This is a genomic window from Amycolatopsis sp. DG1A-15b (assembly GCF_030285645.1).
Taxonomy (GTDB): Bacteria; Actinomycetota; Actinomycetes; order Mycobacteriales; family Pseudonocardiaceae; genus Amycolatopsis.
In genome coordinates this window covers 2,655,529-2,669,319 of record NZ_CP127296.1, presented here as the reverse complement: position 1 = coordinate 2,669,319, position 13,791 = coordinate 2,655,529, and the positions used below count along the sequence as shown (strand labels likewise).

13 protein-coding genes are annotated in these 13,791 nt (G+C 73.0%); 7 read left to right on the top strand and 6 right to left on the bottom strand.

The features are described from left to right. Positions 1–170: 170 nt before the first annotated feature. Positions 171–809, bottom strand: a complete 639-nt coding sequence (locus tag QRY02_RS12100; protein WP_285991621.1) for a helix-turn-helix domain-containing protein — start codon at positions 807–809, stop codon at positions 171–173. A gap of 263 nt (positions 810–1,072) precedes the next feature. On the opposite strand from QRY02_RS12100, the gene QRY02_RS12095 reads away from it, so the two are divergent. Beyond that, entirely contained in the window at positions 1,073–1,423 is a 351-nt protein-coding gene (locus QRY02_RS12095; protein WP_285991620.1) for a VOC family protein, read from the top strand. A gap of 7 nt (positions 1,424–1,430) precedes the next feature. Here QRY02_RS12095 and QRY02_RS12090 read toward each other — a convergent pair whose 3' ends face one another. Next, a complete protein-coding gene (locus QRY02_RS12090; RefSeq protein ID WP_285991619.1) occupies positions 1,431–3,155 on the bottom strand; it encodes a discoidin domain-containing protein in 1,725 nt (574 codons plus the stop codon). A gap of 215 nt (positions 3,156–3,370) precedes the next feature. Here QRY02_RS12090 and QRY02_RS12085 point away from each other — a divergent pair, with 215 nt between their 5' ends. Both QRY02_RS12085 and QRY02_RS12080 read left to right on the top strand, forming a co-directional pair. Beyond that, the gene (locus QRY02_RS12085; RefSeq protein WP_285991618.1) at positions 3,371–4,303 is read left to right on the top strand and encodes a DUF1996 domain-containing protein; all 933 of its coding nucleotides are present in this window, start codon (positions 3,371–3,373) and stop codon (positions 4,301–4,303) included. A gap of 26 nt (positions 4,304–4,329) precedes the next feature. After that, positions 4,330–4,824, top strand: a complete 495-nt coding sequence (locus QRY02_RS12080; protein WP_285991617.1) for a DUF305 domain-containing protein — start codon at positions 4,330–4,332, stop codon at positions 4,822–4,824. Between the two features lie 66 nt (positions 4,825–4,890). Here the strand turns inward: QRY02_RS12080 and QRY02_RS12075 are convergent, their stop codons facing one another. The 3 genes from QRY02_RS12075 to QRY02_RS12065 form a co-directional block, all read right to left on the bottom strand. After that, the gene (locus QRY02_RS12075) at positions 4,891–8,115 is read right to left on the bottom strand and encodes a TIM-barrel domain-containing protein (protein WP_285991616.1); all 3,225 of its coding nucleotides are present in this window, start codon (positions 8,113–8,115) and stop codon (positions 4,891–4,893) included. 111 nt (positions 8,116–8,226) lie between these two features. Further along, on the bottom strand, positions 8,227–8,715 hold the full coding sequence (locus QRY02_RS12070; RefSeq protein WP_285991615.1) for a DinB family protein: 489 nt from the start codon (positions 8,713–8,715) through the stop codon (positions 8,227–8,229). Between the two features lie 17 nt (positions 8,716–8,732). After that, complete coding sequence (locus QRY02_RS12065) at positions 8,733–9,764, bottom strand: LacI family DNA-binding transcriptional regulator (protein WP_285991614.1); 1,032 nt, start codon at positions 9,762–9,764, stop codon at positions 8,733–8,735. A gap of 129 nt (positions 9,765–9,893) precedes the next feature. Between QRY02_RS12065 and QRY02_RS12060 the strand changes: the two genes are divergently transcribed. Genes QRY02_RS12060 through QRY02_RS12045 form a run of 4 tightly spaced genes read left to right on the top strand, consistent with a single transcriptional unit; the run spans position 9,894 to position 12,329 of the window. Continuing rightward, positions 9,894–10,277 carry a hypothetical protein gene (locus tag QRY02_RS12060; protein ID WP_285991613.1) on the top strand — a complete coding sequence of 128 codons (384 nt, stop codon included), beginning with the start codon at positions 9,894–9,896 and terminating at the stop codon, positions 10,275–10,277. A gap of 10 nt (positions 10,278–10,287) precedes the next feature. Further along, positions 10,288–11,355 carry a sensor histidine kinase gene (locus QRY02_RS12055; RefSeq protein ID WP_285991612.1) on the top strand — a complete coding sequence of 356 codons (1,068 nt, stop codon included), beginning with the start codon at positions 10,288–10,290 and terminating at the stop codon, positions 11,353–11,355. Continuing rightward, the gene (locus tag QRY02_RS12050) at positions 11,352–11,960 is read left to right on the top strand and encodes a response regulator transcription factor (protein WP_285991611.1); all 609 of its coding nucleotides are present in this window, start codon (positions 11,352–11,354) and stop codon (positions 11,958–11,960) included. The genes QRY02_RS12055 and QRY02_RS12050 overlap by 4 nt, the downstream gene beginning before the upstream one ends. 33 nt (positions 11,961–11,993) lie before the next feature. Next, positions 11,994–12,329: a hypothetical protein gene (locus QRY02_RS12045; protein WP_285991610.1), complete on the top strand. Its 336-nt coding sequence runs from the start codon at positions 11,994–11,996 to the stop codon at positions 12,327–12,329. Between the two features lie 59 nt (positions 12,330–12,388). On the opposite strand, the gene QRY02_RS12040 is transcribed toward QRY02_RS12045, so the two are convergent. Then, entirely contained in the window at positions 12,389–13,789 is a 1,401-nt protein-coding gene (locus QRY02_RS12040) for a rhamnulokinase (RefSeq protein ID WP_285993822.1), read from the bottom strand. Positions 13,790–13,791 lie beyond the last annotated feature (2 nt).

Sequence of the window (13,791 nt, the reverse complement as noted above, 5' to 3'; positions counted from 1 at the left end):
GTGTTTCGGAAACGTGACACCGGCCCGGGGTGGCGCAGCGGCCCGCGGGTGACTCACGTGGCCGCTGGGGGTGACCACGCGCCTAGCCCCACCGTCTGCGCCGCCCCTTCTCGCAACACCGCCTCACCGCGCTGGTCCTCACCCCGCACCGCGCCGCCGCCCCACCCCCCTCACCGCGCCAACAGCCGCCGCACGGCCGCCGGTGGTGCTCCGGTGTGTTCGCGGACCGTGCGGGTCAGGTGGGCCTGGTCGGCGAAGCCGAGGTCCGCCGCCAGCACGGCCAGCTCCCGCTCCCCCGCCTCCAGCCGCTCGAGGGCCCGGCCGACCCGGACCCGGTTGCGGTAGCGCGTCAGCGAAACGCCCAGCTCGCGCGGGAACGCGCGGCTCAACCGGTACGGGGACACCCCCAGCGACTCCGCCAGCGGGAACAGCCCGGCCGCCGCCGGGTCGTCCGCCACGATCGCTTCCCGGGCCCGCGCGACCATCGCGCGGTCGTCGCCCCGCCCCGGCGACGCCGGTGTCGAGGCCGGCGCCGCCTGGGTGATCGCGCCGCCCACCAGCGCCAGCAGCTGTTCCGCCAGCGCGTAGTCCGGGTCGGCCGCCGAGGCGACCACGCGCCGGTGGGCGAGCTCGAGCGCGCCGTCGACGTACACCGCCGACGGCCCCGCCCGATCGCCCGCGAGACGGCGCCACAACCGCGCGCCGAACTCCACCGACGTGCAGACGTCTCCGCCCGCCGGGTGCGCGAAGCGCTCTTCGTCGCCGGGTTCGGCCAGGTAGGCCGCCGTCGGGTCGGCGTCCGCGGACACGCCTGCGGAACCGGCCCCGGCGCACGAGCACCATCCGGTGGCCGGCCGCGACCTCCGCCGCCGACCAGCCGGTGTGGTCGTCGGCGCACCGGACCACGTTCACCGAATACCCGGGGCGGGCCACGATTTCGACTGCTTCACGCACGAGCCGGACGGTACGCCGGGGGTACGACGGTTTCCGCCCCGCAAGGATCTTCAAGACCGCGGCCCGGGACGGCGGGCAGGCTGCCACCCGACGAAAGCCCAACGACAGGAGTCATCCCGTGCCCGCAGAACTCACCACCGTCGTCCTCGACTGCGCCGACCCGGCCGCGCTCGCCGCCTTCTACGCCAAGGCGCTCGGCTGGGAAGTCACCCACACCGACGACGACACCGTCCAGCTCGGCGGCGGCCCGGTCGGCCTCGGCTTCCAGCGCGTCGCGGGCTACCGCGGCCCCGCCTGGCCGGACGCCGCCAAGCACGCCCACCTCGACCTGCGGGTCGGCGATCTCGCCGGCGCGGTCGAGGAGTTCCTGACCCTGGGCGCCACCAAGCCGGACTTCCAGCCGGGCGGCGGCGACTGGACCGTCCTGCAGGACCCCGAAGGACACCTCTTCTGCCTTGCCGAGGGCTGACAACAAGTCACTGCGGGACGATCACGCGCAGCGAGCGCGTCTCGATGCCGACGTTGCCGTGACCGTCCCGCGCGTAGAGGTAGAGCTTCCAGACGCCCGGCTGCTGCGGCGCGGTGACGGTGAACGTCCCGTTCCCGGTGAACGAGGCCGGGATCAGGCCGGCGGCGTTGTTGATGTACTTGCTGTTGTAGCCCATGGTGTAGGTGATGGGGTCACCGTCCGGATCGGACACCCCGGCCGTCACCGTGAACGTGCTGCCCGCCGGGACGTCGGTGCCGCGGCTGAGGTTCATCGACGTGATCACCGGCGGCGTGTTGCCGCCCGTCTGTCCACTGTAGAGCGTACGGACCGCGTACCAGGCGAGCCGCTTCTCGTTGCCCGTGGTGATGTTGAACCAGACACCGCCGAAGTCGCCCTCGGTGCCGTAGTGGAAGAGCGTGGCGCCGAGTGCCACCCCGGGGTGGGCCAGCACGCAGTTCCAGGCGTTGCCGTAGCCATCACGCTTCTGCTGGTCGGTGGGCTCGGCGGCCACGCCGTTGCCGTCGTTCGGCACCTCCCACTCGCCCGCCGGGCCGGTCTCGGTGATGACGTACGGCTTCGTGTAGCCGCCCGCCAGCCAGTCCTGCTTCACCTGGCAGACGTGGGCGTAGGAGTTGACCGCGTAGAGGTCGAGGTTCGGCGCGTACGCCTGGTAGTACGGCCACGCGCCGGTCCAGGCGTCGGTCGAGGTGACCGGGTGGTTCGCGTCGATGGCGTGGATCGCCTGCGCGGCTTGGTCGACGAAGCGGGTGTAGGCGATCCGCTCCTGCTCCAGCCGGGTGCCGGAGTAGCAGTTCTGCATCCCGAGGATCGACTCGTTGCCGACGTTCCACAGCAGCACGCCACGGTGGTCCTTGTAGGCGGTGACCCACTTGCGGATCTCGGCGAGCATCGTGTTCCGGTAGTTCGTATCCGTCGTGTAGTCGACACAGCCGCCGCTGCCCGGGCCGCCTCCGGGCTGCAACCAGAATCCGCTGATCACCTTGACGCCGTTGGCCGCGGCGGCGTCCAGCAGTGGCCGGGTAGTGCCGTCGGTACCCCAGGTGCGGACGGTGTTGACGCCGATCGCGTGCAGTTCGGGCATCCGGCTCGCCGCTTCGCCGACCGGCGGGCCCCACGTGAGTCCCTTGACGGTCCACGGTATCCCGTCGACTGTGAGCTGCCAGTTCCCCTGGGTGCCGGTCACTCGGGTGACGCCTGAGCCGTCCTGCGGTCCCGGCGTACCGCTCACCTGGAACTCCCAGAGCGAATAGCCGTAGCCGCCGACGCGATGGGTGCCGTAGAGGCGCACGTACCGGCCGTGCCCGGTGACGGTGAGCGTCTGGATCCCGCCGGCCGCGGTCGTCGTACTGTATGCAGTCCGCCAGGACGCAGCGTCGTCGGAGACTTGGATTTCGTAGGCAGTCGCGTAGGCGGCTTCCCAGTTCAGGGTGACCTGGCTGACGTCCGCGGGCGCACCGAGGTCGACCTGCAGCCACTGCGGGTCGCTCCAGGCGCTCGCCCAGCGGCTACCGGGGTCGCCGTCGACGGCCGCCGACGCCGGTGTGCCGGCCCCCTCGCTGCTCGACGCGGTCGCGGGTCTGCCCTGGGAAAGCAGCGTGGCGGCGTGCGCCGGGAACGGGACGGCGAGCAGGCCCAGCACCAGCAGGGCCACCAGCGCCGGGACGGCGCGGAGGAGCGACGGTCGGTCCACGATGACTCCCGTACGACAGGGGAACGGCACTCGGAGAGCGCTCTCCAGCGCGACCGATGGTTCGGCACACTCCCCTGCGCTGTCAAGGATCGCCGGCAAACCCGACAATGACTGTCCGACCGGGGAATCGGGTGCTCCTTGACAGGTTCGCACCGAGCTGCGCATGCTGTGGGAGAGCGCTCTCCCATCCTTGGCACCCTCACCGTGGAGGACCCTTGGCAACGAAAGCCGCGCTCCTCGCCTGCACCGCCGCCACCGTGCTGGCAGGCGCCTTCCTGACCGCGGCCACCTGGTCGCCCGCCGGGGCCGACGACCTGGTGACCCACCACGAGTTCCAGGTCAACTGCTCCCCGAGTCACCACCAGCCGGACGACCCGATCCTCTTCCCCGGGCTGCCCGGCGCCTCGCACGACCACACGTTCCTCGGCAACAAGACCACGAACGCGGGCACCACCCTGCAGTCCCTGCAGCGTGCCGGCGTCGGCAACACGACCTGCCTGGCGCCGGACGACCTGTCCGCGTACTGGTTCCCGACCGTGTACAACGGGAACCAGGTGGTGCTGCCGAACTTCGCGCAGGTCGTCTACTACAAGTCCGGCATCCTCGACTACACGAAGGTCGTGCCGTTCCCGCCCGGCCTGCGGTACGTCGCCGGGAGCGTCACGGCGACGCAGGACGAGTTCCAGCACGCGCCCGGCGCGATCGAGGGCTGGGAGTGCGGGGACAGCTTCCACAACTGGGACATCCCCGTGCGGTGCGTGGCCGGCAGCCAGCTCAACATCCGCTACCAGGCGCCGAGCTGCTGGGACGGCGTCCACCTGGACTCGGCCGACCACAAGAGCCACCTGGCGTACCCGGACCGGGCGACGCTGACGTGCCCGGCCGATCACCCCGTCGCCGTGCCGATGCTGGAGTTCAAGATGGCGTTCCCGGTGAGCGGCGACATGTCCGGCGTGCACCTGGCCAGCGGACGCGGGTACTCGTGGCACTACGACTTCTTCAACGCGTGGGACCCCGAGACGCTGGCGGCGCTGGTGACGCACTGCATCAACGGCGGCCTGCAATGCGATCCGCGCGGGTTCGACCTCTACAAGCCGGACCGCGGCGGCGTGCTGGGGCCGAACTACCGGCTGCCCGGCCGGCCGTGAGCCGGCGGGCTCTGGGGGTGGGGGCGGTGGTGGCACTGACCATGGGCGGATGCGCCACCACTGCCCCCACCGGTCCCGTACCCGCGGCCGTCAACCCCACCGACGTGGCCTGGCTGCAGCTGGTCGTGCCGATGGCGGAGAACGCACTGGCGGCGGCCCGGCTCGCGCCGGACCACGCAGCGAGCCCGGCGGTCCGCTCGGCGGCCGGCGAAATCACCGGCCCGCACGAACGGCTGCTGGCCCGCCTGCGGGCCGTCCGCGACCGGGCGGGGCTGCCCGCGAGTGAAGTCCACAGTGGACATCGGATGCCGGGCATGGTCACCGCGGCCGATCTGGTCGCGCTGCGGAGCGAGCAGGGTGCCGCGTTCGACCGGCGGCTGGTCCCCCTGTTGCGGGCGCACGCAGCCCAGCTCGTCGTGCTGGCCGGCGGCGAACAGGCGAACGGCGCGGACGCGGAGACCCGCGACCTGGCGCGGGAGGTCGGCGCCGAGGGAACGAAAGAAAGCGAGCTGCTCGCGTGAAAGCGCCGTCGAGGCCACGGTGATCCGTGGCCTCGACGGCCGTTTCCGGCTCCGCCCGCCGGAGGCTCAGTACGTGACCGTCACCGGCCCTCGGCCCGGGTGGGCCGGAGCGGTCACGGTCAGCGTCTTCGTCGCCGCGTCCCACTTCCACGCCGTCGACGGCGCCCAGCCGTTCCCGACCTTCACCCGGCTCGGGGCCGCCGCCACGCCGAGGAACTTCACCGTCCACTCGCACGGTGCCGCCCGGAACGAGCCCTGCGCGGGTGACACCGTCACCGTGTGCGCCCCGGAGCGCTCGCTGTAGGTGATCTTCGTCGACGACGAACGCGACGACGACACACCGTTGTCTTCGTACAGCGAGAACGTCCCGGATCCACCCGGCGCCACCGTCACCGTCACCCGGTTCAGCGGGTTCTGGACGTCGTTGGCGACGTCGGCCGTCCGCGTGGCCGTGATGCCGCCCGCGCGGAGGAACACCGGCATCGTGCCCAGGTCGGACGTCACCTGCTGGGTCGTCCCGCCCGCGTAGGTCTTGCCGGTGAAGTAGTCCGTCCACTGGCCCGGCGGGAACCACACCGACGTCGTCGCCGACGTGCCCGGGGAGGTCACCGGTGCGACCAGCATGTCCGGCCCGTAGAAGTACTCGCTCTGGGCCGCCGTGTACGCGGCCGGCTCGTCCGGGTACTCCAGGTACGTCGGGCGCACCACCGGGACGCCCGTCGTGGCTGCTTCCTGCGCCAGCGTGTAGGTGGTGGGCACCAGGTTTTCCCGCAGGTTCAGGAACTTCGTCGCCGACGCCTTCGCCGCGTCGCCGTACTGCGAGGGCAGCCGGTCGCTGTGGTTGCTGTGCAGGCGGTCGATCGGCTGGAACGTGCCGAGCTGCACCCACCGCGCGTACAGGTCGTCCGGCAGCTTGGCCGTCTGGCGCTGCTGCCCGCCGGAGGTGTAGGTCTCGCTGCCGCGCAGCCCCGTCGTGTCGTTGTGGCCGCCGATGTCGTGGCTGATCGCCGACATCCCCGTCGCGGCCGACTCCGCCGGGGTGATGCCGACCTCCATCCGCAGCGTTCCCCACGTCGAGGACGTGTCGCCGGTGAAGTGCAGCGTGCTGCGCTTGTCCGCCCACGGCCCCGTCGCCAGCCCCGTCGGGCCGCCGTAGCCGCCGGCCTGCAGCGAGCCGTACGCCCGCGAGATGACGAACCCACGGCCGGTCGCGGGCGCCGCGAGGTCGGCGTACTGCTGGTTGATCCACGCGTCCGGGGTCACGCCAAGCAGGCTCGAGCGCGAGGCGTCACAGCACCAGTCGAGCCACCAGAAGTCGTTGCCCTGCTTCATCATGCCGGCGTGCAGGTCGAGGTAGGCCTTGAGCTGGTCCGGGTCGCCCCAGTCGAAGACGTAGCAGTCGGTACCGCAGTTCGACTTGGCCAGCTTGCCCTTCGCCGTCGCCTGGGCGCGGGCGAACTGCGGGTCCGATCCCATGATGCTGGGGTGGATGTTGAGGTTGTTGTGCAGGCCCTGGGCCTTCGACCAGGCGAAGAAGCCGGCCGGGTCGGGGAACTTCGCGGTGTCGAACTGCCAGCCGTTCCACGTGTCCGGCGCCTTGAAGTCGGTGTCGGTCACCAGGACGTCCAGTGGGACGCCTTCGCTGCGGAACCGGGGCAGGATCGTGTCGCGGTAGTCGGCCGCGGTGCGGTCGATGTACTCGGAGTACCAGACGCCGTAGGCCCAGCGCGGCAGCAGCTGCGGCGGCCCGGTCAGCGTCGCGAGGTCACGCAGCCCGGCCTTGTAGTCGTGGCCGAACGCGAAGAAGTAACCGTCCTGGTAGGGGTTCCCGCCGTGCGACGGCCGCGGCGTCACGGCGCGGGTCCGCGTGTCGTACAGCGCGGAGATCGTGTCGTCGAGCAGGTACCAGCCGTCCTGGTGCAGCAGGCCTTCGGTGGTCGACGGCGCGCCGTTGTCGCCGTTGACGCCGTCGAGACCGCGCCGGTAGCCGCCGAGCGCGAGGTGCGCCGGCGGCGCCGTGCCCCCGGCCGGGGTGACGGCGACGGTGTCGACGTTGACGTGGCAGCTGGTGTCCTCGGGACAGCCGAGGACGACGTCGTTCGTGCCCGCCTTCAGGTCCACCGGCACGGACGCGCTCTTCCAGGCGTCCCAGCCGTCGGTGATCGGCAGCGTCAGCGTGCGGGTGACGCCGTTCGCGGTGACCGGCGCGGTGCGCATTTCGTGGCGGCCGTCACCGCCGGTGCCGTTGGCGTAGCGGACGTGCAGCAGGTAGGTGCCGTCGGCCGGGACGTCCGAGACGCGGTGGGTCAGCGTCGAGCCGCGGTTGAGCTCGGCGACGAACCCGCGCCCGGCGTACCCGGTGTGGTCGGCCGCCACGACGGCCGATCCCGAGCGCAACCCGGCTTCGGCCTCGCAGCTCGTCCCCGCGGGGCAGCCGCCGAACGCGCGCGCCGAGGCCGGCGGGAAGGGCGCACCGGCGGTCAGCACGGCCAGGCCGTCGAGGTTGACGTTGCCGGAATCGGCCGCGGTCCGCTCGAGGCGGAGGCTGTGGTGCCCGGCGGCCAGGGTGACCGGGACCGAGGCCAGTGCCCAGGCGTTCCAGTCGGCCGTCGCGGGCAGCGTGAGCTTCTGTGCCGCGCCGCCGTCGACCGAGACGCTCAGGGTGCGCGTGACGTGCTGGCCGTCGCCGCCCTGGCCGTTGGCGTAGCGCGCGGTCACCGAATAGGTCCCCGCGGTGGGCGCGAGGACGTCCGCCGTCACCGAGTTCCCGGTGCTTTCGAAGCCGGCGAGGAAGCCTTCGCCGGTGTAACCGGAGTGGTCGGTCGCGACGCCGAGCCCGTCGGTGGTGAGGTCTTCGGCCTCGCACCGGGCGCCGGCCGCGCAGGTCAGGTGGTGCCAGGGGGCCGCGAGCACCGGGGTCGCGCCCGCGGTCGTGCGGACCTCGAGGTTGCCGCCGTCGAACGGGCCGGAGTTCAGCCGGTAGGTCAGCGTCGTCGCGCTCGTCTTGATCGTGAGGACGCCGCCGGCGACGGTGCTGGTGTACGGCGTCGGCGTGAAGGCACCACGGCCGACGGCGTTGAAGGTGGCGGCGTCGGTGAAGCGGCCGTCGCCCGCGTACTCGGTGCGGATCAAGGTCGGGGACAGCACCTGGAAGCGGGCGTTCCCGGCGGTGACGGTCTGGCGCGCGGGCCCGGCCACGGCGGGCGTCGCGACGGCCACCGCCGCGACGGCGCTCCCGGCGACGGCGAGCGCGCAGGCCCGCCGGATGGTTCTCGCTGTTCTGGTCCGCACGGCGGAACTCCGTTCCGGTGAAGGGGACTCGGCGGCGTTACAACGTTGGAAATCTGAGCACAGGAAATCGGCCGATGTCCAGACCATTGCGCGGAACTTGTCCCGGACAGATCAGCGGCCGGTCACGCCGTCGATCTGCTCCCGCAGGATGTCGGCGTGTCCCGCGTGGCGGGCGGTCTCGCTCGTCATGTGCGCGAGCACCCACCGCAGGGTGTGGGACTTGCCGTCGATCGGCACCGCCAAGGGCGTGTCCGGGTCACCGGCGGCCCGGATCGCCGCGTCGCTCGCCTCGATCGCCGCGCGGTAGCCGGCCAGGACCTCGGGGGCGGTGAGCCCGTCGGGGACGTCCATTCCGACGTCCCCGGGGTCGGGGTCGCCCGCCACGTGGTGGCCGAACCAGACCCGCTCGGCGAAGGTCAGGTGGTGGACCAGTCCGAGCAGCGTGGTGCCCGAGCCGACCAGGACCCGGCGCAGCTGCTCTTCGGACAGGCCGTCGGTCTTCTTGAGCACGCACTCGCGGGCGAACGACAGGAACGCCGTCGCGGTGTCGAGCTCACCGCCGTCGTTGCGCGGCACGGGTTTCCGCTGGGTCTCGAGCATGCCTCCGAACCTAGTGCTCAGGCCGAGTCCCGGACCACCAGTTCCGGGTCGAAGATCACCGACTCCGCGCGCAGGGCCGGGTCGGCGATGCGGTCGAGCACCATCCGGGCCATCATTGCGCCCATCTCCTCGACCGGCTGGCGGACCGTCGTGAGCCGGGGGCGGCAGCTGAGCGCGACCCGGCTGTCGTCGAAGCCGACCACCGCCACGTCGTCCGGGACCCGCTTGCCGGCCTCGCGCAACACCGTCAGCGCGCCGTAGGCCATCAGGTCGTTGGCCACGAAGAGCCCGTCCAGCTCGGGGTCCTCGGCGAGCAGGCGCTCCATGGCCCGTTCGCCGCCCTGTTCGGTGAAGTCGCCCTCGGCGACCGCGACGTACGCGTGACCGTGGCGGGCCATCGCGTCGCGGAACCCGGCCAGCCTGTCCTGCCCAGCCGGGGTGCCCGCCGGGCCCGCGATCGTGGCGACACGGCGGCAGCCGCGCGAGACGAGCCTGCCGGCCGCGAGCCGGGCGCCGTCCTGGTGGGCGACGTCGACGTAGCAGACCGGCGCGGGGCGGGCCGGCCGCGCGAACAACGCCGTGGGGACGCCCGCGCCGGTCAGCATGCGCGGGAGCGGGTCTTCCGCCGGGTGCAGCGAGATCAGCAGCACGCCGCTCACCTGTTCCTGGCGCAGCTTCGGCACCAGCTTCTCGCGCTCTTCGTCGCTGTCGACGAGCATCAGCAGCGGGTGCAGCCCCTCCGGGCGCAGGTGCGCGAGCACGCCTTCGACGACCCGGCCGAAGAACGGGTCGCCGAACACGCCACCGGTGAACGCTTCGACGTGCCGCTCCGGTTCGGACACGACCAGCGCGATCCCGCCGGTGCGCCGGGTGACCAGCGAGCGGGCCGCGCGATTCGGGACGTACCCGGTGTCGGCGATGGCGCGTTCGACCGTCTCACGCAGCTTCGGGTCGACGTTGCGCACGCTGTTCACCACCCGGGACACCGTGGCGCGCGAAACCCCGGCGACCCGCGCGACGTCCTCCAGGGTGGGCGGCTGCGTCGTCACCCGTCCTTTCTAGCACGCTGTGAGAGCGCTCTCCCCGTGCTGCCGGCAACTGGCCCGCTGACAAATGTCACGGGTGGCCGGTGCGGGACGGCACTGCCCGCCGCCGGCCCGCGCGGTGAGCATTTCCGCATGACCAGAACCGAAACCGCCGGCTACCGGCCGGTGCTGCTGCTGACCGGCGCGTACGCCGCGCTCTCCGTCCTCACCTTCGGCGTGATCGTCCTGTTCCGGGACCACCCCGCGATGGTGACCGACGCGGTCTGGGTGCGCGCCACCATCGTCGTCGCCAGTTCGCTGCTGACGTTCGCCTTCGCCCGCAGCGCCGCCCGGGGTTCGCGCAAGGGGCTCCTGCGGCTGCGGATCGTCTCGGCGGTGATGCTGGTGGCGATCGCCGTCATCGTCGGGTGGCCCGGGTTGTTCCCGCTGTGGCTGCGGATCGAGCAGGCCGCCTGCGGGCTGCTGCTGCTCGGGGTGACCGTGCTGGTCAACGGCCGGCGACCGCGGGGACGGTAGCGTGCCGGTGGTGGACGGGACGAGGGACGTGCAGCGCTGGGTGCGCGGCTGGCGGCTGCGGCTGCTCGACGCCGGCATGCTCGTCTACCCGGCCGTGACCGTGGCCGGCGTGCTGCAGCATTCCGCGGGCCCCGCCGCTTTCGCGGGCTGCCTGGTCGTGGCCGCCTTCGCCGTCGGCTACCTGCTCGCCGCGACCGCGGCGGCCCGCCGGGCCACGCGGCCGTTCTGGCTGCTGACCGGTGGCTGCGCCGTGCTGTTCGCCGTCGCGATCCCGTTCGCCCGCGCCGACGCCTTCTTCCTCGCCGCCGTCGTCCTTTCCCTCGCCGTGCCGCGGCTCCCCCGGCGCCTCGCGATCGGGCTGGTGGCGGCGGCCGCGCTCGCCGCCGTCGCCGGGCCCTGGCCGGGCGGGCCGGGCTGGACGCAGGCGGTCGCGCTCGTGTTCACCGTGCTCGTGGTGTCCGCGTTCGCCGAGGCGATCCGGGCGAACACCGCGCTCGTCGAGGCCCGCGCCGAGGTCGCGCGGCTGGCGTCCGAGGCCGAACGGACCCGGATCGCGCGGGACCTGCACGACCTGCTCGGCCACTCGCTCACCGCGATCACGGTGAAGAGCACCCTGGCCCGGCGGCTGGTCACGGCGGAGGCCACCCGCGCGGGCGAGGAGATGGCGGCCGTCGAAACGCTGGCGCGGCAGGCGCTGGCCGACGTCCGCGCGGCCGTGTCGGGGTATCGCGAAGTCACCCTGGCCGGCGAGCTCGCCCGCGGCCGCGAACTGCTGCGCGCGTGCGGGGTGGCCGCGGACCTGCCGACGGCCACCGACGTGGTCGGCCCGGCGCACCAGGAGCTCTTCGGCTGGGTGGTGCGGGAGGGCTTGACCAACGTGGCCCGGCACGCGCGGGCGACGCGGTGCTCGGTGACGCTCTCGGCGTCCACAGTGGAGGTCGTCGACGACGGCGGCGGCGGGGTCGCGAGCGGGGGTTCCGGGCTCGACGGGCTGCGCGAGCGCGTCCTCGCGGCCGGCGGGTGCTTTTCGGCGGGTCCCCTGGACCCGCACGGGTGGCGGCTGCGGGTGACGGTGTGACCATCCGGTTGCTGCTGGCCGACGACCAGGCGCTGGTCCGGGAGGCGTTGTGCGCGCTGCTCGCGCTCGAGGACGACTTCGAGGTGGTCGCCTCGGTGGGCCGCGGGGACGAGGTCGTCGCGGCGGCTCGCGAGCACCGGCCCGACGTCGCCCTGCTCGACATCGAAATGCCCGGCCTGGACGGCCTGGCGGCCGCGGCGGTGCTGGCCGCGCAGGTGCCGGACTGCCGGATCGTCATGCTGACGACGTTCGGGCGGGCGGGGTACCTCAGGCGCGCGATGGAGGCGGGCGCGGCCGGGTTCGTGGTGAAGGACGCCCCGGCCGACGTGCTCGCCGACGCGATCCGCCGGGTCCGCGGCGGGGAGCGGGTGGTGGACCCGGCGCTGGCGGTGGCGACGCTGGCGGCGGGCGAATCGCCCCTGACGGCCCGCGAGCGCGATGTCCTCATCACGGCGCGGAGCGGGGCGACGATCGCGGAGATCGCTTCGCGGCTGTACCTGTCCGAGGGGACCGTGCGCAACTACGTGTCGGCGGCGATTGCCAAGACCGGGGCGCGCAACCGGGTGGAAGCCGTGCGGATGGCGGACGAGCGGGGCTGGCTGTAGCTCGCGGCGCAGGTGCGCGGCTAGGTTGGACCCATGCCCGAACCGATCCTGGTCTCCATCGCCGCCGCACTGGCGGCGAAGGGTGCGACCGGCCTGTACGACCTGGTCAGACGCAAGTTCGCCAAGGACCCCACGGCCGTCGCGGTGCTGGAGGCGGCGTCGGCCGCCCCGGACGACGACCGGCCGATCACGGCGCTGGCCGAGCGGCTGTACGAGGCGGAGGCGGAGGACGGGGAGTTCGCGGAGGCGCTGCGGACGGAGTGGGAGAAGCTGCCGGGCTCGCACGGGGACGTGCACAACTCCGTGACCGGGAACGTCACCGGCAAGGTCGTGCAGCTCCGGGACGTGCACGGCGACATCAACCTCTGAGCCGCGGTGGCGACCGGGACCATTCGTCGGCCACGCGGCCCGGACGGTGGCCTGGGCCGTCAGCCGAACAGCCGGGCCTCCGCCGCCGCCCAGTCCGCCGTTCCCGATGGCTCGTAACGCCGGATCTCCTGCGTCTCGCGCACCAAAGCCCGCATGGCCGCCAGATCCGGCAGGTCCTCCCCCAGCGCCCGGGCCTGGACCAGCACGTTCCCCAGCGCCGCGGCCTCGACCGGGCCCGCCAGCACCGGGACCCCGCACGCGTCCGCCGTCGACTGGCACAGCAGCTCGTTGCGGGCTCCGCCGCCCACCAGGTGGACTACGTCGACCTGACGGCAGGCAAGGCGGGCCGCGGCGTGGATCGCCCGGCGGTGGGCCAGGGCCAGGCTGTCCACGATGCAGCGGACCACCGCCGCCCGGCCGGCCGGCGGGCGCTGGCCCGTCGCGCGGCAAGCCGCCTCGAGCCGGGACGGCATGTCCCCGGGCCTCATGAACGCCGGCGCGTCGATGTCGACCACCGCCGCCAACGCGGGTGACGAAGCCGCGGCGGCCAGCAGCGCCGGGAGGTCCTCCGGGCACGACCAGGTGCGCAACGTCTCCGACAGCACCCACAGGCCCATCACGTTGCGCAGGAACCGGATGGTCCCGTCGACGCCACCCTCGTTCGTGAAGTTCGCCGCCAGCGCCGCGTCGCTCAGCTCCGGTGCCGGCAGCTCCAGACCGGCCAGCGACCACGTGCCCGACGAGATGTACGCGAAGTTCGTCCCGGGGGCCGCCGGGACCGCGACGACCGCCGACGCCGTGTCGTGCGAGCCGACCGCCACCACCGGCAGGCCGGACAGCTCGTCCGCCGTCCCCACCACCGTCCCCGGGTCGCGCAGCGGCGGCAGCAGCCGCGGTGGGATGCCGACCCGCGAAGCGAGCGAAGTCGCCCACGTCCGCGCACGGACGTCGTAGAGCTGCGTCGTCGACGCGTTCGTGCGCTCGGCGCCGATCGAGCCCGTGAGCCAGTGGTTCAGCAGGTCGGGGATGAGCAGCATCGTCGACGCCGCCTCGAGCCGGTCGCCTTCCGAAACCAGCTGGTAGAGCGTGTTGAACGGCAGCTGCTGCAGTCCCGTCACGTCGTAGAGCTCGCGCGCGGACACCTTCGCCAAGACTTGGGAAAGCACGCCTTCGGTGCGCGAGTCGCGGTAGTGGACGGGGTTGCCGAGCAGCGCGCCGCGGTCGTCCAGGAGCCCGTAGTCGACGGCCCAGGAGTCGATGCCGACGCCGTCCAGGCGCCCGGCTTCGCGGATGCCGGCCAGGGTTTCGCGGTAGAGGCCCAGGATGTCCCAGTACAGCGCCGGCCCCGCGCGGACGCCGCCGTTCGGGAAGCGCCGCACCTCCTCGACCGTCAGCAGCGACGGCCCGGCCGTGCCGGCCATCACCCGTCCGCTGGACGCGCCGAGGTCGACGGCCCCCACTC

Bases quoted from the DNA above. Each gene is read 5' to 3' on its own strand.
- QRY02_RS12045 (WP_285991610.1), top strand. From the start codon at position 11,994: ATGCCCGAACCGATCCTGGTCTCCATCGCCGCCGCACTGGCGGCGAAG.
- QRY02_RS12070 (WP_285991615.1), bottom strand. From the start codon at position 8,715: ATGCTCGAGACCCAGCGGAAACCCGTGCCGCGCAACGACGGCGGTGAG.
- QRY02_RS12060 (WP_285991613.1), top strand. From the start codon at position 9,894: ATGACCAGAACCGAAACCGCCGGCTACCGGCCGGTGCTGCTGCTGACC.